Source organism: Streptomyces rhizosphaerihabitans (genome assembly GCF_025399795.1).
GTDB classification, from domain to species: Bacteria; Actinomycetota; Actinomycetes; order Streptomycetales; family Streptomycetaceae; genus Streptomyces; species Streptomyces rhizosphaerihabitans.
On record NZ_JAODTZ010000043.1, the window covers coordinates 54,662 to 76,307 of the forward strand.

20 protein-coding genes are annotated in these 21,646 nt (G+C 69.9%); 13 read left to right on the top strand and 7 right to left on the bottom strand.

What is annotated here, in order from left to right:
* Positions 1-35 precede the first annotated feature (35 nt).
* From N4G66_RS32770 to N4G66_RS32820, 11 genes are all read left to right on the top strand, one after another.
* Complete coding sequence (locus tag N4G66_RS32770; RefSeq protein ID WP_261707901.1) at positions 36-1,187, top strand: NAD(P)/FAD-dependent oxidoreductase; 1,152 nt, start codon at positions 36-38, stop codon at positions 1,185-1,187.
* The gene (locus N4G66_RS32775) at positions 1,184-1,483 is read left to right on the top strand and encodes a (2Fe-2S)-binding protein (RefSeq protein WP_261707902.1); all 300 of its coding nucleotides are present in this window, start codon (positions 1,184-1,186) and stop codon (positions 1,481-1,483) included. Before N4G66_RS32770 ends, N4G66_RS32775 begins: the two co-directional genes overlap by 4 nt.
* Positions 1,476-3,116, top strand: coding sequence for an NAD(P)/FAD-dependent oxidoreductase (locus N4G66_RS32780; RefSeq protein ID WP_261707903.1), 1,641 nt, complete (start codon positions 1,476-1,478; stop codon positions 3,114-3,116). Before N4G66_RS32775 ends, N4G66_RS32780 begins: the two co-directional genes overlap by 8 nt.
* A 132-nt stretch (positions 3,117-3,248) precedes the next feature.
* On the top strand, positions 3,249-4,148 hold the full coding sequence (locus tag N4G66_RS32785; protein WP_261707904.1) for a dihydrodipicolinate synthase family protein: 900 nt from the start codon (positions 3,249-3,251) through the stop codon (positions 4,146-4,148).
* An 89-nt stretch (positions 4,149-4,237) separates the two neighbouring features.
* On the top strand, positions 4,238-5,239 hold the full coding sequence (locus N4G66_RS32790; RefSeq protein WP_261707905.1) for a proline racemase family protein: 1,002 nt from the start codon (positions 4,238-4,240) through the stop codon (positions 5,237-5,239).
* A 116-nt stretch (positions 5,240-5,355) separates the two neighbouring features.
* A complete protein-coding gene (locus tag N4G66_RS32795) occupies positions 5,356-6,045 on the top strand; it encodes a GntR family transcriptional regulator (protein ID WP_261707932.1) in 690 nt (229 codons plus the stop codon).
* Positions 6,046-6,122: 77 nt separating this feature from the next.
* Positions 6,123-7,121 (top strand): LacI family DNA-binding transcriptional regulator, encoded by a 999-nt coding sequence (locus N4G66_RS32800; RefSeq protein ID WP_261707906.1) that lies wholly within the window; start codon positions 6,123-6,125, stop codon positions 7,119-7,121.
* A 317-nt stretch (positions 7,122-7,438) separates the two neighbouring features.
* On the top strand, positions 7,439-8,788 hold the full coding sequence (locus N4G66_RS32805; protein ID WP_261707907.1) for an ABC transporter substrate-binding protein: 1,350 nt from the start codon (positions 7,439-7,441) through the stop codon (positions 8,786-8,788).
* Positions 8,789-8,796: 8 nt separating this feature from the next.
* Positions 8,797-9,768, top strand: coding sequence for a carbohydrate ABC transporter permease (locus N4G66_RS32810; RefSeq protein WP_261707908.1), 972 nt, complete (start codon positions 8,797-8,799; stop codon positions 9,766-9,768).
* Entirely contained in the window at positions 9,765-10,640 is an 876-nt protein-coding gene (locus N4G66_RS32815; RefSeq protein WP_261707909.1) for a carbohydrate ABC transporter permease, read from the top strand. Before N4G66_RS32810 ends, N4G66_RS32815 begins: the two co-directional genes overlap by 4 nt.
* Positions 10,641-10,679: 39 nt before the next feature.
* Complete coding sequence (locus N4G66_RS32820; protein WP_261707910.1) at positions 10,680-12,281, top strand: glycoside hydrolase family 13 protein; 1,602 nt, start codon at positions 10,680-10,682, stop codon at positions 12,279-12,281.
* Between the two features lie 407 nt (positions 12,282-12,688).
* On the opposite strand, the gene N4G66_RS32830 is transcribed toward N4G66_RS32820, so the two are convergent.
* From N4G66_RS32830 to N4G66_RS32845, 4 genes are read right to left on the bottom strand one after another with little or no spacing between them, the layout of a single operon-like run.
* Positions 12,689-13,474, bottom strand: a complete 786-nt coding sequence (locus tag N4G66_RS32830) for an ABC transporter ATP-binding protein (RefSeq protein WP_261707911.1) — start codon at positions 13,472-13,474, stop codon at positions 12,689-12,691.
* A gap of 20 nt (positions 13,475-13,494) precedes the next feature.
* The gene (locus N4G66_RS32835; protein WP_391858928.1) at positions 13,495-14,304 is read right to left on the bottom strand and encodes an ABC transporter permease; all 810 of its coding nucleotides are present in this window, start codon (positions 14,302-14,304) and stop codon (positions 13,495-13,497) included.
* A 5-nt stretch (positions 14,305-14,309) separates the two neighbouring features.
* The gene (locus N4G66_RS32840) at positions 14,310-15,119 is read right to left on the bottom strand and encodes an ABC transporter permease (RefSeq protein WP_261707913.1); all 810 of its coding nucleotides are present in this window, start codon (positions 15,117-15,119) and stop codon (positions 14,310-14,312) included.
* Entirely contained in the window at positions 15,116-16,087 is a 972-nt protein-coding gene (locus N4G66_RS32845) for an ABC transporter substrate-binding protein (protein ID WP_261707914.1), read from the bottom strand. Before N4G66_RS32845 ends, N4G66_RS32840 begins: the two co-directional genes overlap by 4 nt.
* A gap of 184 nt (positions 16,088-16,271) precedes the next feature.
* Here N4G66_RS32845 and N4G66_RS32850 point away from each other — a divergent pair, with 184 nt between their 5' ends.
* Positions 16,272-17,087 carry an IclR family transcriptional regulator domain-containing protein gene (locus N4G66_RS32850; protein ID WP_261707915.1) on the top strand — a complete coding sequence of 272 codons (816 nt, stop codon included), beginning with the start codon at positions 16,272-16,274 and terminating at the stop codon, positions 17,085-17,087.
* Here N4G66_RS32850 and N4G66_RS32855 read toward each other — a convergent pair.
* The 3 genes from N4G66_RS32855 to N4G66_RS32865 are packed head-to-tail and all read right to left on the bottom strand — an operon-like array spanning position 17,038 to position 19,261.
* Entirely contained in the window at positions 17,038-17,973 is a 936-nt protein-coding gene (locus N4G66_RS32855; RefSeq protein WP_261707916.1) for a PDR/VanB family oxidoreductase, read from the bottom strand. The two genes, N4G66_RS32850 and N4G66_RS32855, sit on opposite strands and share 50 nt — an antisense overlap.
* Entirely contained in the window at positions 17,970-18,200 is a 231-nt protein-coding gene (locus tag N4G66_RS32860; RefSeq protein ID WP_261707917.1) for a hypothetical protein, read from the bottom strand. Before N4G66_RS32860 ends, N4G66_RS32855 begins: the two co-directional genes overlap by 4 nt.
* Positions 18,197-19,261, bottom strand: a complete 1,065-nt coding sequence (locus tag N4G66_RS32865) for an aromatic ring-hydroxylating dioxygenase subunit alpha (RefSeq protein ID WP_261707918.1) — start codon at positions 19,259-19,261, stop codon at positions 18,197-18,199. The genes N4G66_RS32860 and N4G66_RS32865 overlap by 4 nt, the downstream gene beginning before the upstream one ends.
* 1,048 nt (positions 19,262-20,309) lie before the next feature.
* Between N4G66_RS32865 and N4G66_RS32870 the strand changes: the two genes are divergently transcribed.
* The gene (locus N4G66_RS32870; protein WP_261707919.1) at positions 20,310-21,245 is read left to right on the top strand and encodes a diacylglycerol/lipid kinase family protein; all 936 of its coding nucleotides are present in this window, start codon (positions 20,310-20,312) and stop codon (positions 21,243-21,245) included.
* Positions 21,246-21,646: the final 401 nt, after the last annotated feature.

Below are 21,646 nucleotides of genomic sequence, written 5' to 3' on the forward strand. Positions count from 1 at the left end.
GAGTCCCTGAAGGTGATGTGTGACATAGTACTGACGTGAGTCAGCCCTTTGTCTGCGATGTCGTGATCGTCGGAGCCGGAATGGTGGGCGCCGCCTGCGCCCTGTACGCGGCTCGCGCGGGCCTCGCCGTCGCCGTGGTGGACCGCGGCCCGGTGGCCGGCGGCACGACCGGCGCGGGTGAGGGAAATCTGCTCGTCTCCGACAAGGAACCCGGACCCGAACTCGACCTCGCCCTGCTCTCCGGGCGCCTGTGGGCCGACCTTGCCGAGGAGCGCGCGGAGGCGATCGAGTACGAGGCCAAGGGTGGCGTCGTCGTGGCCCCCACGCCCGAGAGCCTGGCCGCGCTGGAGGCCTTCGCGGCGGGCCAGCGGACGGCCGGTGTCCTGACCGAACCGGTCGCCACCGATCAACTGCACGATCTGGAACCGTACTTGGCCCCGGGGCTCGCGGGGGCCGTCCACTATCCGCAAGATACCCAGGTGATGCCCGCCCTTGCCGCCGCGCATCTTCTACGGGCCTCGGGGGCGCGGCTGCTGACCGGACGCACCGTGACCGAAGTGCTGCGAGCGAGGGACGGCTCGGTCCGCGGTGTGCGCACCGACCGGGGCGATCTGTACGCACCCGCCGTCGTCAACGCGGCCGGGACCTGGGGCGCCGAGGTGGCCTCCCTCGCGGGTGTCACCCTTCCCGTCCTGCCCCGCCGGGGATTCGTCCTCGTCACCGAGCCCCTGCCGCGCCGGGTGCGCCACAAGGTGTACGCCGCGGACTATGTGGCCGACGTGGCCAGTGATTCGGCCGCTCTCCAGACATCGCCGGTGGTGGAGGGGACCGCGGCCGGCCCGATCCTGATCGGCGCGAGCCGGGAACGGGTGGGTTTCGACCGGTCGTTCTCGCTGCCCGTCGTACGGGAACTGGCCGAAGGCGCCACGCGGCTCTTTCCCTTCCTGTCGCAGGTGCGCGCTCTGCGGACCTATCTCGGGTTCCGGCCCTACCTGCCCGACCATCTGCCCGCCATCGGCCCCGACCCCCGGGCGCCCGGTCTCTTCCACGCCTGCGGGCACGAGGGTGCGGGCATCGGCCTGTCCACCGGCACCGGACAGCTCATTGCGCAGGTCCTGGCGGGCCGGACACCCGACCTCGACCTCGCGCCGTTCCGGCCCGACCGCTTCTCCGAGGAGGCCGCGTGAACCCTCTGGACCTCGTACGGGCCGAGCCCGGCCCCGCCTTCACCGTCACCCTCGACGGCCGGGACATCGAAGTACTGCCCGGCCGGACCGTCGCCGCCGCACTGTGGGCCGAGGGTGTCACCTCCTGGCGCACCACCCGTGACGCGGGCCGGCCCCGCGGGGTCTTCTGCGGCATCGGCGTGTGCTTCGACTGTCTCGTCACCGTCAACGACCGCCCCAACCAGCGGGCCTGTCTGGTCCCTCTGGCGCCGGGCGACACGATCCGCACACAGGAAGGCACCGGCCACGATGACTGACGGACGCCACCACCTCGCGGTCATCGGCGCGGGCCCGGCCGGTCTCGCCGCGTCCCTCGCGGCGGCGGCGCGCGGCATTCACGTGACGCTGATCGACTCGGCCGCGGCGGCGGGCGGGCAGTTCTACCGCCGGCCCGCGAGCGGTCTCGGCGCCCGGCGGCCCCGGGCACTGCACCACCAGTGGCGCACATGGGAACGGCTGGAGCGGGGGCTCGCCGAACACCTGGAAGCGGGCACCATCAGACACTTGACGGACCATCATGTCTGGCTGGTCGAACGGACCGAACCGACGATCGCCGGTGCCGGCGTCGGCGCTGGTGCCAGCGCCGACGCTGGTGACGGTGACGGTGACGGTGACGGTGACGGTGACGGTGACGGTGACGGTGACGGTGACGGTGAGGAGGCTGAGGCTGAGCCCGGAGCCACCCGTCACGGAGCCACCCGTCATGGAGCCTCCGCCACGCACACCGTCCCCGCCGTCCCCGTAGGAGACCCCGGATTCACCGTCCACGCCCTCCTGGGGCCCCTTCAGGAGCGCTCCGTCGCCGTGCGCGCCGACGCCGTGCTCCTCGCCACCGGTGGATACGAGAAGGTGCTGCCCTTCCCCGGCTGGACGCTGCCCGGAGTCGTGACCGCGGGCGGGGCCCAGGCCATGCTCAAGGGCGGTCTCGTCGTGCCGGGCCGCACAGCCGTCGTCGTGGGTACGGGACCGCTGCTGCTGCCCGTGGCGACCGGACTGGCGGCCGCCGGGGTCGAGGTCGCCGCACTCGTCGAGTCCGTCGATCCGAGAAGGCTGCTCCGCGGGGCGGGGACGCTGGCGGCTCAGCCCGGCAAGGTGGCCGAGGGAGCCCGGTACGCGGCCCAACTCCTGCGCCACCGCGTGCCGTTCATCCATCTGCACACTGTCGTCGAAGCGCATGGTGAGGAGCGGCTCGAAGCGGTCACCGTCGCGGCGCTCGACCCCGACGGTCGGGTGCGGCCCGGAACCGAGCGCCGCATCCCCTGCGACACGCTCGCCGTCGGGCACGGGATGATCCCGCACACCGATCTCGCGGAAGCGCTCGGCTGCCGTATCGACGGATCGAAGGTCGACGTGGACGAGGAGCAGCGCACCGACGTGCCCGGCGTCTGGGCCGCGGGCGAGACCACCGGCATCGGCGGCGCCGCGCTCTCCCTGGCCGAGGGGCACCTCGCGGGCTGGTCGATCGCAGCCAGGCTCTCCGGCGCCGAACCGGACGCGCGCGCGGCGACGCGAGCCGTCAAGTCCCGTACCAGAATGCGGTCGTTCGCCGCCGCTCTCGACGCGGTGTACGCGCCGCCCGCGCACTGGTCGGACCAGGTCACCGACGACACCGTCGTGTGCCGCTGCGAGGAGGTCACCGGGGGCCGCATCCGCGAGGCCGTCGCCGACCTCGGGGCGGGTGACGTACGGACGGTCAAACTGCTCACCCGCGCCGGGATGGGATGGTGCCAGGGCCGGATCTGCGAACCCGCGGTCGCCGGACTCGTCGGCTGTGAACAGACGCCCGCACGACGGTTGTTGGCGCGCCCGGTACCGCTCGGCGTGCTCGCCCGCGCCGGTACGGACGACGACCGGACACCGGGTGCCGGCCTGCCCCCAATCCCGCGGTGACCCGCCGTGGCCCGCGCCGACCTGCCCCGTGTCGACCTGCCCGTCGATGTGACCCCCACGGCATGATCCCCGCCCCGCCCCACCTCGACCGACAGTAAAATGTCACACCCTATTGAGAGGGATGAGCACCGCATGACCGTCACCCCTGACAGCCGCCCCTGGCGCGGAGTCCTCGTCGCCACCGCGCTCCCGCTGAACGACGACCTCTCCGTGGACTATGACCGGTACGCCGAACACTGTGCCTGGCTCGTCGAGAACGGCTGCGACGGCGTCGTACCGAACGGTTCGCTCGGCGAGTACCAGGTCCTCACGCCCGAGGAGCGCGCCAAGGTCGTCGAGACCGCCGTCGCCGCGATCGGCGGGTCCCGGGTGATGCCCGGCGTCGCGGCGTACGGCTCGGCGGAGGCCCGCCGCTGGGCCGAGCAGGCGAGGGACGCGGGCTGCGGCGCCGTGATGCTTCTGCCGCCCAACGCCTACCGCGCGGACGGGCGTTCCGTCCTCGCCCACTACGAAGAGGTCTCCCGGGCGGGCGTCCCGGTCGTCGCGTACAACAACCCGATCGACACCAAGGTCGACCTGGTGCCCGAACTCCTCGCAGAACTGCACGCCGCCGGCTTCATCCAGGGCGTCAAGGAGTTCTCCGGCGATGTGCGCCGCGCCTACCGCATCGCCGAACTCGCCCCGGAACTGGACCTGTTGATCGGGGCCGACGACGTCCTGCTCGAACTCGCCGTCGCGGGGGCCAAGGGCTGGGTGGCCGGCTACCCGAACGCGCTGCCCCGGGCGAGTGCCGAGCTCTACCGCGCGGCCGTCGCAGGAGACCTCGACACGGCGGGCAGGCTCTACCGTCAACTGCACCCGCTGCTGCGCTGGGACTCCCAGGTCGAGTTCGTCCAGGCCATCAAGCTGTCCATGGACATCGTCGGCCGCCACGGCGGTCCGGTCCGGCCGCCGCGCGTCCCGCTGCTGCCCGAGCAGGAGGCCGCCGTACGCCTGGCCACGGACCGGGCCGTGGCCGCCGGTCTCGGCTGAGCCCTGACCGACCTCCACGCCGTGTGCCGACACCGCCCAGCCGTACGCCGACACCCCCCAGCCATCCGCCGACACCACTCAGGAGTCCCATGCGCAGCAAACTCGTCCTGCACGCCGTCGACTCGCACACCGAGGGCATGCCCACCCGGGTGATCACCGGCGGGATCGGCACGATCCCGGGCGCGACCATGAACGAGCGGCGGTTGTACTTCCGTCAGCACCGCGACGACATCAAGCAGCTCCTGATGAACGAGCCGCGCGGCCACGCGGCGATGAGCGGTGCCATCCTCCAGCCGCCCACCCGACCGGACTGCGACTACGGCGTGATCTACATCGAGGTGTCGGGCTATCTGCCGATGTGCGGACACGGCACGATCGGTGTGGCGACCGTGCTGGTGGAGACCGGCATGGTCGAGGTCGTCGAGCCCGTCACGACGATCCGGCTCGACACCCCGGCGGGTCTCGTCGTCGCCGAGGTCGCCGTCGAGGACGGCGCGGCCAAGGAGGTCACGCTCAAGAACGTGCCGTCCTTCGCCGTCGGCCTCGACCGCTCGGCCACACTCGCCGACGGGCGCACGGTGACGTACGACCTGGCCTACGGCGGGAACTTCTACGCGATCCTGCCGCTGGAGCAGTTCGGCCTGCCCTTCGACCGCTCCCGCAAGGAGGAGATCCTCGCGGCGGGACTGGCGCTGATGGACGCCGTCAACGCCGAGGGCGAGCCCGTGCACCCCGAGGACCCGTCCATCCGAGGCTGCCACCACGTCCACCTGTACGCGCCCGGGGCGACGGCCCGCTTCTCGCGGCACGCGATGGCGATCCACCCCGGCTGGTTCGACCGTTCACCCTGCGGTACGGGCACCAGCGCGCGCATGGCCCAGCTGCACGCCCGCGGTGAACTCCCGCTGGACACCGAGTTCGTGAACGAGTCCTTCATCGGGACCCGGTTCACCGGGCGGCTGCTCGGCACCACCGAGGTGGCCGGAATGCCCGCCGTGCTGCCCAGTTTCACGGGTCGCGCCTGGATCACGGGGACGGCCCAGTACCTGCTGGACCCCTCGGACCCGTTCCCGGCCGGGTTCGTCCTGTGAGCGGCCCCGCGCCGGGGCGTAGATACTGGTGGTCCGAGTAACACGTGATATGTCACATGGCTGGTGCGGCAGGACGACGACGCGCCGGCCCGTACGACCCGTACGAGGAGACCCCGATGGCCGACCGGCGCAGCAGCGCACCCTCCGCCGCTCCCGACCTGCCCACGCTGGGCGGCAAGCGGAGCAGCTACCGCGAGCGGGTGGCCGACGCACTGCGCGCCGCGCTGATCGCCGGTGAGCTGCGGCCCGGTGAGGTCTACTCGGCGCCCACGCTGGCGGCCCGTTTCGGTGTCTCGGCGACGCCGGTCCGCGAGGCGATGCTCGACCTGGCCAAGGAGGGGCTGGTCGACACGGTCCCCAACAAGGGGTTCCGGGTCACGGCGGTGTCCGAGAAGCAGCTCGACGAGTACACCCACATCCGCTCGCTCATCGAGATCCCCACCGTCGTGCGGTTGGCCACCACGGCGGACCCCGTCTCTCTGGAGGCGCTGCGTCCGGCGGCCCGGGAGATCGTGACCGCGGCGGCGGCCGGTGACCTCATCGCCTACGTGGAGGCGGACATCCGCTTCCACCTCGGCCTGCTGGCCCTCGCCGGCAACTCCCATCTGGTCGAGGTCGTCGGCGACCTGCGCAAGCGCTCGCGCCTGTACGGGCTCAACGCCCTGGTCGAGGCGGGCCGTCTGGAGGCTTCGGCCAGGGAGCACCTGGAGCTCCTCGACGCCCTCCTGGAGCGCGACGAGCGCGCCGTGCACGCGGTGATGACCCGTCACCTGGGCCATGTCCGCGGACTGTGGGCCGCGCCCTGAGGGATCCGCCGACGCGAGCGTGAAGTGGCCGAACTTTTACGCAAGCAGCTTGCATTTCTTGCGCTATTCTTGCGCGCATGACGCGACGACTTGCTCAGGTGGCGAAGAAGGTCGGGGTCAGCGAGGCCACGGTCAGCCGGGTGCTCAACGGCAAGCCCGGAGTCTCCGACTCCACCAGGCAGGCGGTGCTCTCCGCCCTCGACGTCCTCGGCTATGAGCGGCCGACCCAGTTGCGCGGTGAACGCGCGCGGCTCGTCGGTCTCGTGCTGCCCGAGCTGCAGAACCCGATCTTTCCGGCCTTCGCCGAAGTGATCGGCGGGGCGCTCGCCCAGCTCGGCCTCACTCCGGTCCTGTGCACCCAGACCAAGGGCGGCGTCTCCGAGGCCGACTATGTCGAGCTGCTGCTCCAGCAGCAGGTCTCGGGCGTGGTCTTCGCCGGCGGTCTGTACGCGCAGGCCGACGCGCCGCACGACCACTACCGTCAGCTGGCGGACCGCAACATTCCGGTGGTGCTGGTCAACGCGGCCATCGAGCACCTCGGCTTCCCGTGTGTCTCCTGCGACGACGCGGTCGCCGTCGAGCAGGCCTGGCGTCATCTCGACTCGCTCGGCCACGAGCGGATCGGGCTCGTCCTCGGCCCCGGCGACCACATGCCCTCGGGCCGCAAGCTCGCGGCGGCCCGCGCCCTCTCGCCCGGGCTCCCCGACGAGCATGTCGCACGAGCGATGTTCTCGCTCGAGGGCGGTCAGGCCGCGGCCACCCGGCTGCTCGACCGGGGGGTCACCGGCATCATCTGTGCCAGCGACCCGCTCGCGCTCGGCGCCGTACGGGCCGCCCGCCGCAAGGGGCTCAGCGTCCCCGGCGAGATCTCCGTCGTCGGGTACGACGACTCGGCGTTCATGAACTGCACCGAACCCCCGCTGACCACCGTCCGCCAGCCGATCGAGGCCATGGGGCGTGCCGCGGTGGAGCTGCTGAGCGCGCAGATCGGCGGCAGCAGCGTGACCGCCGAAGAGCTTCTGTTCGAACCGGAGCTGGTGGTGCGCGGGTCGACCGCCCAGGCGCCCCGCGGCTGAAGTGTCCCGCTGAAAGGCCCGGCCGAAAGGCCCGGCTGAAGTGCGCGGTTGAGGCGCGTGGTTGAGGCGGGCGGTTGGCGCGCGACCGAGATCCGCGACCGAGGCCGGCGCCGAGATCCGCGACCGGGGTCGGAGCCGAGGTCGGTGGTCGGGGTCTGCAACCACTTGCCACAGGGACCCCCAGCCGCTGTCAAATAATTACAGATTCTGCGTGACATCTTGCGGACAGATGTCGGCGGTGCTTGAGTGTGCGGCGCCAGAACACGGCGGCACGCCCGCCGTGGGCCTTCCTCGCTCCTGCCCGAAGGGGTCCACCAATGAGAAGTACCGGGTTCCGCCGTACCTTCGTGATGCTCATGGCTTCCTCCGTCGCGCTCACCGCCGCCGCCTGCGGTTCGAGCGGCGACGACGCGGCCAACGGAAAGACCCGCATCACGGTCAACTGCGAGCCACCGAAGAGCGCCAAGGTCGACCGTTCGTTCTTCGACGCCGACATCAAGGCGTTCGAGAAGGCCAACCCGGGCATCGACGTCGTCGCGCACGACGCGTTCCCGTGTCAGGACCCCAAGACCTTCGACGCCAAGCTGGCCGGCGGTCAGATGGAGGACGTGTTCTACACGTACTTCACCGACGCCAAGCACGTCGTCGACGTCAACCAGGCCGCCGACATCACGAGTTACGTCAAGGACCTCAAGAGCTACAGCACCATCCAGCAGCAACTGCGCGACATCTACACCGTGGACGGCAAGATCTACGGCGTCCCCCGCACCGGCTACTCGATGGGTCTCATCTACAACAAGAAGCTCTTCGAGAAGGCCGGACTCGACCCGAACAAGCCCCCGGCCACCTGGGACGAGCTGCGCGCGGACGCCAAGAAGATAGCCGCGCTCGGCAAGGGCACGGTCGGCTACGCCGACTACAGCGCCCAGAACCAGGGTGGTTGGCACTTCACCGCCGAGCTCTACTCGCAGGGCGGGAACGTCGTCGGTGAGGACGGCAAGAAGGCGACCGTCGACACCCCCGAGGGCAAGGCGGTCCTGCAGAACCTGAAGGACATGCGCTGGGGCGACAACTCCATGGGCAGCAAGCAGCTGCTGGTCATCAACGACGTCCAGCAGATGATGGGCTCCGGCAAGCTCGGGATGTACCTCTCCGCGCCCGACAACATCCCGATCCTCGTCAAGGAGAAGGGCGGCAACTACGACGACCTCGCCCTCGCGCCCATGCCCGGCGGCAAGGGCACGCTCATCGGCGGCGACGGCTACATGTTCAACAAGAAGGACACCCCGGAGCAGATCAAGGCCGGGCTCAAGTGGCTCGACCACATGTTCCTGACGCCCGGCGCCGGCTTCCTCGGTGACTACGCCCGAGCCAAGCAGAACAACGCCCCCGTCGGCCTGCCCGAGCCGCGCCTGTTCACCGGCGCCGCCGACGCCAAGGACCAGCAGGTCAAGAAGGCCAACGCCAACGTGCCCGTGGAGAACTACCAGGCCTTCCTCGACGGCAACCAGAGCCTGCAGATGAAGATCGAGCCCCCGCAGGCCCAGCAGATCTACTCCGTCCTCGACGCCGCCGTGTCCGCGGTCCTCACCAAGAAGGACGCCGACATCGACCAGCTCCTCAAGGACGCCTCCGGCAAGATCGACTCCATCCTGGCCCGAGGCTGACACCGTTCATGAAGACCGCATCGAAGCCCCCCGCAGCGCTCCCTCCGGCCGCCGTCGGCGTGCCGGAGGTGCCGCGGTCGGCCGGGCGCCGGACCGGGGGACCGTGGCGCCGGCGCCTGGCCGACCAATCCCGTGCGTACGCCTTCCTGATCGGCGGCCTGCTCTGTTTCGCCCTGTTCTCCTGGTACCCGGCGATCCGCGCGGTCGTGATCGCCTTCCAGAAGTACACGCCGGGCAGCGGCGGCGAGTGGGTCGGCACCGCCAACTTCACCCGGGTCTTCCACGACCCGGAGTTCACCGCGGCCTGGCGCAACACCCTCACCTTCACGCTGCTCGCCCTGCTCATCGGCTTCGCCGTCCCCTTCGTGATGGCACTCGTCCTCAATGAACTGCGGCACGCGAAGGCGTTCTTCAGAGTCGTGGTCTATCTGCCGGTGATGATCCCGCCGGTGGTCAGCGCCCTGCTGTGGAAGTGGTTCTACGATCCCGGAGCGGGCCTCGCCAACGAGACGCTGCGTTTTCTGCACCTGCCGACCTCGAACTGGTCCAACGGCGCCGACACCGCACTCGTCTCGCTGGTCATCGTCGCCACCTGGGCCAACCTGGGCGGCACCGTCCTCATCTACCTCGCCGCGCTCCAGAGCATCCCCGGCGAGCTGTACGAGGCGGCCGAGCTGGACGGCGCGAACATCCTCCAGCGCGTCCGGCACGTGACGATCCCTCAGACACGCTTCATCATCCTCATGCTGATGCTGCTTCAGATCATCGCCACCATGCAGGTGTTCACCGAACCGTTCGTGATCACCGGTGGCGGCCCCGAGGACAAGACCGTCACGGTGCTCTACCTGATCTACAAGTACGCCTTCCTCTACAACGACTTCGGAGGAGCCTGCGCGTTGAGCGTCATGCTGCTCGTCCTGCTCGGCGCCTTCTCCGCGCTGTACCTGCGGCTGACCCGCTCGGAAGGGGATGACGCATGAGCACCCGCACCCTTCTCTCTCCGCTGGCCCTGGCCCGCCCGCGCGGCAGAGCGGTCTACTGGACGGTCTTCAGCGGTGTGGTCGTGCTCTTCGCGCTGGCCTTCCTCTTCCCCGTCTACTGGATGGTGACGGGCGCCATGAAGTCACCGGACGAGGTGACGCGCACCCCGCCCACCCTCGTACCGGACCACTGGCACCTCAGTGGCTACACGGACGCGTGGGACCTGATGGACCTGCCCACCCACCTGTGGAACACCGTCGTCCAGGCGACGGGCGCCTGGCTGCTCCAGCTCGTCTTCTGCACGGCCGCCGCCTACGCCCTGTCCAAGCTGAAGCCGGCCTTCGGCAAGCTGATCCTCGGCGGCATCCTCGCCACCCTGATGGTCCCCGCGCAGGCGCTGGTGGTCCCCAAGTACCTGACCGCCGCCGACCTGCCCGTCCTCCACACCAGCCTGCTCAACTCCCCGCTCGGCATCTGGCTGCCCGCCGTCGCCAACGCCTTCAACCTCTATCTCCTCAAGCGCTTCTTCGACCAGATCCCGCGTGACGTCCTGGAGGCCGCCGAGATCGACGGCGCCGGACGGCTGCGCACCCTGTGGTCGATCGTGCTGCCGATGTCCCGGCCCGTCCTCGGAGTCGTGTCGATCTTCGCCCTGGTCGCCGTCTGGCAGGACTTCCTCTGGCCGCTGATGGTCTTCTCCGACACCGACAAGCAGCCCATCAGCGTGGCTCTCGTCCAGCTGTCGCAGAACATCCAACTGACCGTGCTCATCGCCGCGATGGTGATCGCCAGCATCCCCATGGTCGTGATGTTCCTGCTGTTCCAGCGGCACATCATCGCCGGAATCAGCGCGGGCAGCACCAAGGGCTGACGCCTGTACGCGACCTCCTCGAACGAAAGGCTACGCACCGTGGGACAGCCTCGCCCTGCCCGAAATCAGTCCGCGTGGTGGCGCTCCGCCGTCATCTACCAGGTGTACGTCCGCAGCTTCGCGGACGGCGACGGCGACGGCACCGGTGACCTCGCGGGCGTCCGCGCCAGACTTCCGTACCTCGCCGAACTCGGCGTGGACGCCCTGTGGTTCAACCCCTGGTATCTCTCACCCCTGGCCGACGGCGGCTACGACGTCGCCGACTACCGCGCCATCGACCCGGCCTTCGGCACACTCGCCGAAGCGGAGAAACTCATCGCCGAGGCCCGCGAACTGGGCATCCGCACCCTGGTCGACATCGTGCCGAACCACGTCTCCGACCAGCACCCCTGGTTCCGGGCGGCCCTGGCCGGCGGCCCGGAGCGCGACCTCTTCCACTTCCGCCCCGGACGCGGCGAACACGGCGAACTGCCGCCCAACGACTGGCCGTCCCAGTTCGCGGGCTCCGCCGAACCGGTGTGGACCCGGCTGCCCGACGGCGACTGGTACCTCCACCTCTTCACCCCCGAGCAGCCCGACCTCAACTGGGCGCACCCGGCCGTCCGCCAGGAGCACGAGGAGATCCTGCGCTTCTGGTTCGAACGGGGGGTTGCGGGCGTCCGTATCGATTCGGCCGCACTGCTCGCCAAGGACCCGGACCTGCCCGACTTCGTCGAGGGCCGCGACCCGAACCCGTACGTCGACCGAGACGAGCTCCATGACATCTACCGCTCCTGGCGGGCGGTCGCCGACGCCTACGACGGTATCTTCGTCGGCGAGGTCTGGCTCCCCGACTCCGAGCGCTTCGCACGCTATCTGCGCCCCGACGAACTGCACACCGCCTTCAACTTCTCCTTCCTGTCCTGCCCCTGGGACGCCGGACGGCTGCGCACCTCCATCGACGAGACCCTCGCCGAGCACGCTTCCGTCGGGGCCCCCGCCACCTGGGTGCTGTGCAACCACGACGTGACCCGCACGGTCACCCGCTACGGCCGCACGGACACCGGCTTCGACTTCACCGCAAAGGCCTTCGGCACCCCCACCGACCTGGCTCTCGGCACCCGCCGGGCCCGCGCCGCGGCTCTGCTCTCGCTCGCGCTTCCCGGCTCCGTGTACGTCTACCAGGGTGAGGAACTCGGCCTGCCCGAGGTGGAGTTGCCGCTCGACAGCATCCAGGACCCGATGCACTTCCGCTCCGGCGGCACGGACCCGGGCCGCGACGGCTGCCGGGTCCCGCTGCCCTGGGCCGCCGACGCCCCGTACGCCGGATTCGGCGGTGACCCCTGGCTGCCGCAGCCCGCCGACTGGCCCGCGTACGCCGCCGACCGCCAGGTGGAGGACCCCACCTCGATGCTGAGCCTCTACCGAGCTGCGCTCCGCGCCCGCCGCACCGAACCGGGCTTCGGTGACGGCCCGCTCAACTGGCTGCCCGCACCGGAGGGCGTCCTCGCCTTCGCCCGCACGGACGGTCTGCTCTGCGTCGTCAATCTCGCCGACGGCCCGGTCGAGCTCCCGGTCCACTCCGAACTCCTGCTCGGCAGCGCCCCGTTGGACGCCGACGGTTTCCTCCCGTCGGACACGGCGGTCTGGCTGCGGGCCTGAGAGCGCCGGACCGCACAGCGCTGTCCCCGTACCGTTTCTGAAGACTGAGCGGGAGTGGGTCCTGTTGCCAGGACCCATGCTCAGTCGAACGCCCCGGACGGTGTTGGGCTCCCCCACTGCCTTAAGGGCGTGGGAGGTACCCCCAGGTTGCCCGCGTTCGCTCCGTGTCCGGGCGGCACGGATCGTGTCCGTGGTCCGGGAACGCGGGGGCGGCCCGCGGCCGGAGGCCGCTGATGAACAGCGCCTCACGCCCCGGGGCTTCCGGTCCGGCCTGTACGGTCCGATGCCCGTACCCGTCCCCGCATGAAGGGATCGGCACATGCACAGCACCACACCCAGCGACGCCCGCCCTGCAAGCCCGTCGCTCTAGCGACGGGTGGTCGACCGAGGTGGAGGCGTATCTGTCCTCATGACGGCTCCCCGCGCTTCGCCGCCTGGATCTGCTCGTACACATGGGTCCGCAACTCGGCGAAGCGCGGGGCGACCCGGGTGCGCAACTGGTCCCGCTCCTGGGGAAGATCGACCTTCAGCTGCTCCTGTACGACGGTGGGGGAGGCCGAGAGGATCAGGACCCGCTCGCCCAGATAGACCGCCTCGTCGATGTCATGGGTCACGAACAGGATGGTGATCCCGCGCTGCCGCCACAGCCGGCGCACCAGATCCTCCAGATCGGCCCGGGTCTGCGCGTCGACCGCCGCGAACGGCTCGTCCATGAGCAGGACTTCGGGCTCGTACGCCAAGGCCCGCGCGATGGCGACGCGCTGCTGCATCCCGCCGGACAGCTGCCACGGATAGGCTCCCGCGGCATCGGCCAGGCCGACGGACTCGAGCGCGTCGGCGACCAGCTCCCGCCGCCGTGCCTTGCTCAGATCCTTCTGCTTCAGCGGGAGTTCGACGTTCGCGCCGACCCGCATCCAGGGAAACAGACTGCGCCCGTACTCCTGGAACACGAACGCCATACCGGGAGGCGGGCCGCTCACCCGCCGGCCCCCGACCAGGACCTCGCCGGAAGTCGGCGTGAGCAGGCCGCCCATGCACTTCAGCAGCGTGGTCTTGCCGCAGCCCGACGGGCCGACCAGACAGACGAGTTCGCCCGCGTCCACCGTGAAGGTGAGGTCGCGGACAGCCTCCACCCGGCGCCCCGACCCCTCGTAGACCTTCCGCAGGCCGGATACGACCAAAGACGCGTGCATGGACCGCCCTTTCGCGAGCGTCACGAGGACCGCCGGGAGGAGTCGCGCAGACCGTGGTACCAGCCGAGCACCCGGCGCTCGACGAGCTGGAAGACGACCGAGAGGAGAAAACCGAGCAGGCCGAGGACGAGGATCCCGGTCCACATGTCGGGGATCGCGAAGCCGCGCTGGAACTGCACGATGGTGAAACCGAGTCCGTTACTGGCCGCGAACATCTCGCTGATCACCATCAGGATGATCCCGATGGACAGCGCCTGTCGCAGACCCGCGAAGATCTGCGGGCTCGCCGACGGCAGGACGACCGCGCGCATCCGGGCCGGTCCGGTGATGCCGTACGAACGGGCCGTCTCGGACATCACCGAGTCGACGGCGCGTACGCCCTCGACCGTGTTGAGCAGGATCGGCCAGACGCAGCCGCTCGCGATCACGACGATCTTCATCGTGTCCCCGATACCCGCGAACAGCATGATGACCGGAACGAGGACGGGTGGCGGCACCGCCCGCAGGAACTCCAGGACCGGTTCGCACACCGCCCGCACCTTCCGGTACGAGCCGATGACCGTGCCGAGGGCGACCCCCACGACCGCCGCCGACGCGTAGCCGGCGAGCAGCCGCAGCAGGCTGGGCACCAGGTCGGCGCGGAGCCGCGCGCGGGTCCAGACGTCGGGGAACGTCCTGAGGATCGTGCGCAGCGGCGGCCAGTAGACATTGGTGCTGCCGTCCGACGTGAGCCACCAGAAGGCGATCAGCAGCGCGGGGAGTGCGAAGACGAACAGCACCCGCAGGGGGAGGCTTCCCCACGCGCTGGGCCTCGTGGGTTCGGGCGGGATGTCCGTCACACCGCCACCTCCCCGCGCACCGACTGGTGCCAGGCCAGCGCATGCCGTTCCACCGACCGCGCACCCACGTTGATCAGCAGGCCGAGCAGACCGGTGACCACGATCAGCGCGTACATCTCGGGCACGGCCTGCGAGGTCTGGGCGACCGCGATGCGCGCGCCCAACCCCGGCGCCCCGATGACGAGTTCGGCGGTCACGGTGAGGATGAGGGCGACGGCCGCGGCCAGCCTGACGCCCGTCATGACGTACGGGAGGGCCGTCGGCCACAGCACATGACGGACCCGGGCCCAGGTGCCGAGACCGTACGAGCGCGCCGTCTCCTCCGCCACCGGGTCGACGTCCCGCACGCCGTACATGACCTGGACGAGGACCTGCCAGAAGGACGCGTACACGACGAGGAGGAGCACCGACCGCAGTTCGGTGCCGTAGAGGAGGACGGCGAGCGGGATCAGGGCCACGGAGGGGATGGGACGCAGGAACTCGATCGTCGAGGCGGTCGCCTCGCGGAGATACGGCACGACCGAGATGACCACGCCCGCCACGATGCCCGCGCCGACCGCGATCACCAGCCCCAGCGCCCAGCCCGTGAGGGTGTCACCGAGATCCGTCCAGAAGGTGCCGTCGGTGATCTCGTCGCCGAGCGCCCGCGCGATCCGGCTGGTCGGCGGGAAGTACCGTTCCTTGACGATGCCGAGCCGCGGCACCACCTCGCCGAGGGCGAGGAAGGCCGCGAGCCCGGCGGCGCCCAGTGCGGCGTTCACGGCCCGTCCGGAGGGGCCGCCGCCACGCGGTTGCTTCTGTTTCACGGCAGCAGCTTGTCCAGATCGGGCGCCGTCTTGAAGAGGCCGTCCTGCTCGCCCAGCTTCTCGAGCGTCTCGATCGAGGTCCGGTTCGGCTCGGCCGGCCACTTGGGCAGGGTCACCTTCGCCAGTACGGCTGCCGGGATCTTGGTGTACGTGGTGACGATCTGCCGGACCTCGTCCGGGTGGGCGTCGGCGTAGGCGAGGGACTCCGCCGTGGCCTCCTGGAACTTCTTGACCACGTCGGGGTGCTGCGTCGCGTACTGGTTCGAGGTGAAGTACATGGCGACGGTGAGGTCCTTCGCCACGTCGACCAGGGACGAGGCGATCTCGGTGGCGCCCTGGCTCTTGACCGTGGCGAGCGCGGGCTCGACCACCATCGCGGCGTCGATCTGACCGCTGTCGAGCGCCGCGGGCATCTGGTCGAAGGCGAGCTCGACGAACTTCACCTTGGACGGATCGCCGCCCGCCTTGCGCACCGACTCGCGCACGGCCGTCTCGTTGATGTTCTTCAGCGTGTTGACGGCGACCTTCTTCCCCTCCAGTTCCTTCGCCGAGGTGATGGCGCTGCCCTTCTTGACCGTGATGGCGCCGAAGTCCTTGCCCGCCACGCCCGTCGAGGCGACACCGTTCGCGATGGCCTTCACGGGAACGCCGTTGGACTGGGCGATCATCAGCGAGGTCACATTGGAGAACCCGAACTGGAACTGGCCCGAGACGACCCCCGGCACGATCGCCGCGCCGCCCTGTGCGAGTGTCATCGACAGCTTCAGACCGTGCTTGCTGTAGAAGCCCTTCTTCTGGCCCAGATAGACCGGGGCGACATCGACGATGGGGATGACCCCCAGCTTGACCGTGGTGGTACCGCCGGACGAAGAGTTCTTGTCCGAGGCGCCACCGCCGCCGGACGAACCGCAGGCCGACGCGGCGACCAGGAAGGCTCCGACCGCGATACCGGCGAGCAGACGACGCATGGCTCCTCCTGTGCAGACGAAAGTGTTCCGACAGGTTGTGCGCACACCGCACAATGGTGCTCAGCGCGAAGGTAGAACCCCGTCCGTGCCGGGTCAATGGCCTTGGCTGACAATATTGTTGACAGTTATCGAAGTGCGCTCTCGGTTCGCGCGGAGAGCGCTCCGTGTCCCTCTGGAGGCGACGATGCCTGCAGCAGACCGAGCGCCCCACTTCGTCCGGTCCTTCGAACGCGGACTCGCCGTCATCCGCGTATTCGGCGCCGACCGACCGGAACTGACTCTCAGTGAGGTCGCGCGCTGCTGCGACCTGACCCGAGCGGCGGCCCGCCGCTTCCTGCTGACCCTGGTCGATCTCGGATACGTCCGCACGGACGGCCGGGTCTTCCGGCTCACCCCACGCGTGCTGGAACTCGGCTACGCGTATCTCTCCGGCTTCACCCTCCCGGAGATCGTCCTCCCGCATCTGAAGCAACTCGCCGAACAGGTGGGGGAGTCCAGCTCGCTCTGCGTCCTCGACGGCGACGACGTCGTGTACGTGGCGCGGGTCCCGACCCGGCGCATCATGACGGCGACGATCACCGTCGGCACTCGCTTCCCGGCCCATGTCACCTCCGTGGGCCGGGTGATCCTCGCGCACCTCGCGGACGAGGAGATCGACGCCCGGCTGAAGCGAGCTGATCTGCGGTCCCTGACGGAGCGCACGATCGTCTCGCGGGCCCTCCTGAAGGCGGAACTCGGCCGGGTGCGGCGCCAGGGATACGCCATCGTCGACCAGGAGTTGGAAGAGGGCCTGCGCTCGGTCGCCGCCCCGGTGCGGGACCGGGACGGCGCCGTCGTGGCGGCCGCGAACATCCCCGTGCACGCCAGCCGCAACAGCCTCGAATCCGTCCGCCGCGACCTGCTTCCCCACCTGCTGGAGACGGTCGCGCGGATCGAGCGGGACCTCGCGGTCAAAGATCCAGTACGAGCCGTGTCCCGCGACAGCGGGACACACAGATGAGCATCGTCTCGCCCGCCTCCCGCTCCTCATCGGTGAGCACCGAGTCCCGGTGGTCCGGGGTCCCTTCGAGCACCTCCGTCTCGCAGGTCCCGCAGGTGCCCTCGGTGCAGGAGAAGAGCACCTCGACACCGGCGGCGCGCACCGTGTCGAGGACGGAGACACCAGGGGCGACGGTCACCGTGCGCCCGGACCGCTCCAGGACCACCTCGAACTCCGTCTCCCCGCCCGCCTCCTGGACCTTCGGCCGGAACCGCTCGACATGCAGCAGCCCGGCCGGGCAGCGCTCCTCCACCGCGTCGAGCAACGGCCCGGGGCCGCAGCAGTAGACGAGGGTGCCCTCGGGAACCTCGTCCAGCACGGGGGCGAGGTCCAGCAGCCCGGACTCGTCCTTGGGAGCGAGGGCGACCCGGTCCCCGTACCGCCCCAACTCCTCGGTGAACGCCATGGAATCGCGGGTCCGTCCGCCGTACAGCAGCGTCCATTCGGCGCCCGCCGCCTCGGCCGCGGCGAGCATCGGCAGGATCGGGGTGATGCCGATACCGCCCGCGACGAACCGGTAGCGCGGGCCGGGAGCGAGCGCGAAGTGATTGCGCGGACCCCGGACACGGACCTTGTCGCCCTCGCCCAACTGCTCATGTACGTAAGCCGATCCGCCGCGCCCCTCGCGTTCGCGCAACACCGCGATCCGCCAAGCCCCGCGGTCCGCCGGGTCGCCGCACAGGGAGTACTGCCGTTCCAGCTCCGGCCCGAGTACGACATCGATGTGGGCGCCCGGTTCCCAGGAAGGGAGTTCGGCGCCGAGCGGATGCCGCAGACTGAGGGCGAGCACACCGTCGGCGACGAATTCCCGCCGCTCGACGACGAGTTCGGCTTCGTACAAGTTCATGACCTCTTTCCCCGCGATCCGAGAACGCCCCCGTTCCCCTGCCTGCTCCGGTGCTGCCCCTGGCCGGCGGCCCGTGGCTCGTGTCCCTCGGGATGGGCGAGCATCCACTCCCACATCGCGACCGGGTCCTGGGCGGTGTGTTCGGCACCGCAGTGACAGGTTCCGTGCAGTACGTCGGTGCCCGGGAGCCAGTCGACGCGGTAGATCTCGCCGGTCGGGCCGGTCACCGCACCTTCTCCATCGGCTTGTCGCCCTCCTCGACCAGGCGGGCCAGGATGCGGCGGGCCGCGAGACCGCCGGTGTCGATGTTGATGCTCAGCTCCTGGTAGCCGGTGCGTTCGGAGGCGAGGGTCTTCTGGAGGAGGTTGAGCGCGTCGACGTCCTGCATCACGACGGTGTGGTTGAAGTCCCGCAGGAAGGTGCTGACTTCGTCGTCCGAGCGGGCGAAGTCACGGGAGACCGCCCAGAAGTCGTACACCTTGCCGTCGCCGGACGGCGTGATGGCGTACGTGATCTCGGTGTGGAACGCGTTCGGGTCGCTGCCGTCCGCCTCGGGCAGCACACCGGTCGGCGCGATCCTGCTGTGCAGCAGATAGAGGCAGGGTGCGTGGTACTCGATGTCCTGCCAGCGCGTGATGCGGCCCTCGATACCGGTCGAACGGGCGTAGAACGGCGGGCACTCGGCGTCGTCCATGTGCCGCGAGACGCGCACGATGCCCGCGCCCTCGTCGACCTCGGTGGCGATGGGCGTCTCGGCGACCTCGGGTGTGCCGATGTAGCCGCCGTGCAGATACGTCTCGTGCGAGAGGTCGAGGAGGTTGTCGACGAGGAGTCCGTAGTCCGCGTCGATGGGTTCCATGCCGCTGACCGTCGTCCAGTCCGGCGAGTCCATGTGCGGGGCGCGCGGGACGGCCTCCGGGTCGGCGAGCGCCGGGTCGCCGACCCAGACCCAGACGAACAAGTCCCGCTCGACGACGGGGTAGGAGGCGACCCGTGCGGTGCGCGGTATCCGTTTCTGCCCCGGCACGTACACGCAGGTGCCCGTCGTGTCGTACGTGAACCCGTGGTACCCGCACACGATCCGGTCACCGTCGAGCCGGCTCTCCGAGAGCGGGAAACGCCGGTGCACACAGCGGTCGGACAGGGCGACGGCCGCCCCGTCCTCCTCGCTCCGGTAAAGAACGAGCGGTTCACCGAGAACCGTCCGTCCGAGCAACTCGCGCCCCACTTCGTACGTATAGGCGGCGACGTACCACTGGTTCCTGGCGAAGGAGGTCAAGTGCGGCATGGGGGCTGGCTCCCGTCTCTGATGGTGGTGGCATCGTTCGGGCAGACATCGCTGGGCCGCAATACGACTTCCGTCTCACGGAAGATGTGCAATGAAATGCCACGTCAGCGGGCTGGTGTGTGAGTGCCCTCCCCGGTGGCGGTTGCGATGCTCGTCCACTGGGTCGCCGCGCCGACCTCGATCTCCCCTGGCTATTTGAGCCACGTTTTCGCTCGCAAGTTATGCATGTATGACTGTTTTCGGAGTTCTGTGGCGAATCTGATGCCGGATCCTGGTGGTACAGGAGCAGAAGTTGCATCGCCGCAGATCAAGTATGTTCGTTGGTGCGTGTACCGGCTTCGGGGTCGAATCCGGGTCGAATCTGCCTTTCTTTCGGCTCTTCAGTGTGTTGTCGCAGGTCGGGCAGGTGGCGCGAAGGCTTGGGGCAGGAATCGCGAGGAGATTGCCGGCCTGAAGGACGGCCGGCTGGACCTGGCGGGCGGGATCAGTCTGGGCGTGGTGTGGTCGCGGGACCTACCCGAGCCGCCTCGTCCCCACCGCCACCCCGCACTCCAGGGATTGATCTAGATGCGGCCAGCGCAGGTGAAATCGACCTCTCAGCAACAGCGCACCGGCCGTCATCTCGAAACCGTTCTCGGCACCCTGTCCCAAGCCTTCCCGGGCGCTGGTGGCCAGCAGCGCCCGGGAAGGCTGACCAGTGGCGCGGTCGACAACAGCAGCGTTTGCACGCGTCCTTCGGCCAGCGCGTCGGACACCGCGGGAATCGATTCGATTCCCGTCTCCTGCCCACTCGCAGCGATGTACTGCTCGAAGGCGCGGACGCGGGCGCGGGCCGAGGCCGCGGCCCGCGCCCGCGTGCGCCGGCCAGTGGAACCACGCAGTGCGGCCGCTACGTCGTCGGGAGGCATCGGCGTTCCCGGCAGGCGAAGAGGGTGCGGGATCTGTCAGCCTGGTCCTACGGCTTCCATCTGTCGGCCGAAGGCCGGCATCAGCGGTGAGAGTGGGTGCGGTGATGGCCGAAGCTCGGACGCGTGCCCGGGTAGTGATCGTGACGAATCCACGCTCGGGCGGCGGAAAGCCTGCTCGTTACGGCCTGGTCCAGCGGGCCGAGGACATGGGGGCTCAGGTCTGGATGACCAGCGCGGAGGAGGACGCGGCGTCGGTTGCGAGGTGCGCCGTCGAGGAGGGGGCACAGGTGCTGGGAGTCGCGGGCGGCGACGGCACTGTATCCGCGGTCGCCGCGGTGGCCGCGGACGCGGGCCGGTCGCTGATGGTGGTCCCGGCGGGTACCCGCAACCATTTCGCCCGGGACCTGGGCCTCGACGTTCGCGATCCGGTGCAGGCGCTGGGCGCCCTGGCCGACGGTGAGCCCGCACGGGTGGACCTGGGGGTGCTCGGCCCGCGCGTCTTCGTCAACAACGTCTCTTTCGGCATGTACGCCGACGCCCTGCTGGAGCCCGGGTACCGGGAGGACAAGACGCGCGCGTTCGCTGCGGTGGCGCCCGATTATCTCAAGGGCAAGCAGTGGGTCGAGGCCTGCGTGGACACCCCGTGGGGGACCGTCGAGTTCCCGCAGATGGTGCTGGTCTCCAACAACCCCTACCACCTGGCCACACCGCGCTGGCTGGGGCGTCGCTTCTCGCTCACCACGGGACTGCTGGGCGGCATCGTCCTCAAGCGTCCGGCACAGACGCCCCCGGACCTCCTCCGGCACCTGCGCAGCGAACTGCGACGCTCCATGTCCGGTCCTGGCCCGGCAAGCGAGGGTGTTGTCGTCTGGTCGGCGTCCAGCGTCACGCTGCGCGGTGACGTGCGGTACCTGGATGCGGGGATCGACGGCGAAGCGGTGACGCTTCCGCTCCCCGTCATATGCGGAATTCGGCCAGGTGCCCTGCGTGTGCTGCTGCCGAGGGACCGGCCGGGAATCCCACCGGAGCCCGCTCCCGGGCGCCCGGGAGCGCTGCGAGCGGGTGGCAACGGTTGAAGGAGCGACCGGAGCCAGGACGCGGTTCTTGGTTCGGAGAACGCCGCGCGGACACGGGCGACGCACGCTTGTGCGTTCGCGGTGACCGGGCTCGCGAACCACCGTCCGGTCGCTGTGCTCGACGGCCGGGGCGGCCGGGCCGGTGCGGTTGAAGTCCTCGCGGTTGGTCGACTGCGTTCATTCCGAGCAGCGACACCACCCGTTTCCAGGTCAACCCTGCCGTGCTGTTCGAAGCGCGTCCGGCCAGGCTGCTGTTCCGCCGGCCCGTCTGTGCCGGCGACCCTCGCCTTCGCCGGGTGAGGTCCCGGGCTTGAGGACCCGGAGGACAGGGCCCTTCGAGGGAGGCGGCCGCTGATGCGGACCGGGTTATGGCTGTCAGCTCGGCGCTGACCGGGCGCGCT

Bases quoted from the DNA above. Each gene is read 5' to 3' on its own strand.
- N4G66_RS32780 (WP_261707903.1), top strand. From the start codon at position 1,476: ATGACTGACGGACGCCACCACCTCGCGGTCATCGGCGCGGGCCCGGCC.
- N4G66_RS32785 (WP_261707904.1), top strand. From the start codon at position 3,249: ATGACCGTCACCCCTGACAGCCGCCCCTGGCGCGGAGTCCTCGTCGCC.
- N4G66_RS32790 (WP_261707905.1), top strand. From the start codon at position 4,238: ATGCGCAGCAAACTCGTCCTGCACGCCGTCGACTCGCACACCGAGGGC.
- N4G66_RS32795 (WP_261707932.1), top strand. From the start codon at position 5,356: ATGGCCGACCGGCGCAGCAGCGCACCCTCCGCCGCTCCCGACCTGCCC.
- N4G66_RS32800 (WP_261707906.1), top strand. From the start codon at position 6,123: ATGACGCGACGACTTGCTCAGGTGGCGAAGAAGGTCGGGGTCAGCGAG.
- N4G66_RS32805 (WP_261707907.1), top strand. From the start codon at position 7,439: ATGAGAAGTACCGGGTTCCGCCGTACCTTCGTGATGCTCATGGCTTCC.
- N4G66_RS32810 (WP_261707908.1), top strand. From the start codon at position 8,797: ATGAAGACCGCATCGAAGCCCCCCGCAGCGCTCCCTCCGGCCGCCGTC.
- N4G66_RS32815 (WP_261707909.1), top strand. From the start codon at position 9,765: ATGAGCACCCGCACCCTTCTCTCTCCGCTGGCCCTGGCCCGCCCGCGC.
- N4G66_RS32830 (WP_261707911.1), bottom strand. From the start codon at position 13,474: ATGCACGCGTCTTTGGTCGTATCCGGCCTGCGGAAGGTCTACGAGGGG.
- N4G66_RS32845 (WP_261707914.1), bottom strand. From the start codon at position 16,087: ATGCGTCGTCTGCTCGCCGGTATCGCGGTCGGAGCCTTCCTGGTCGCC.
- N4G66_RS32850 (WP_261707915.1), top strand. From the start codon at position 16,272: ATGCCTGCAGCAGACCGAGCGCCCCACTTCGTCCGGTCCTTCGAACGC.
- N4G66_RS32855 (WP_261707916.1), bottom strand. From the start codon at position 17,973: ATGAACTTGTACGAAGCCGAACTCGTCGTCGAGCGGCGGGAATTCGTC.
- N4G66_RS32865 (WP_261707918.1), bottom strand. From the start codon at position 19,261: ATGCCGCACTTGACCTCCTTCGCCAGGAACCAGTGGTACGTCGCCGCC.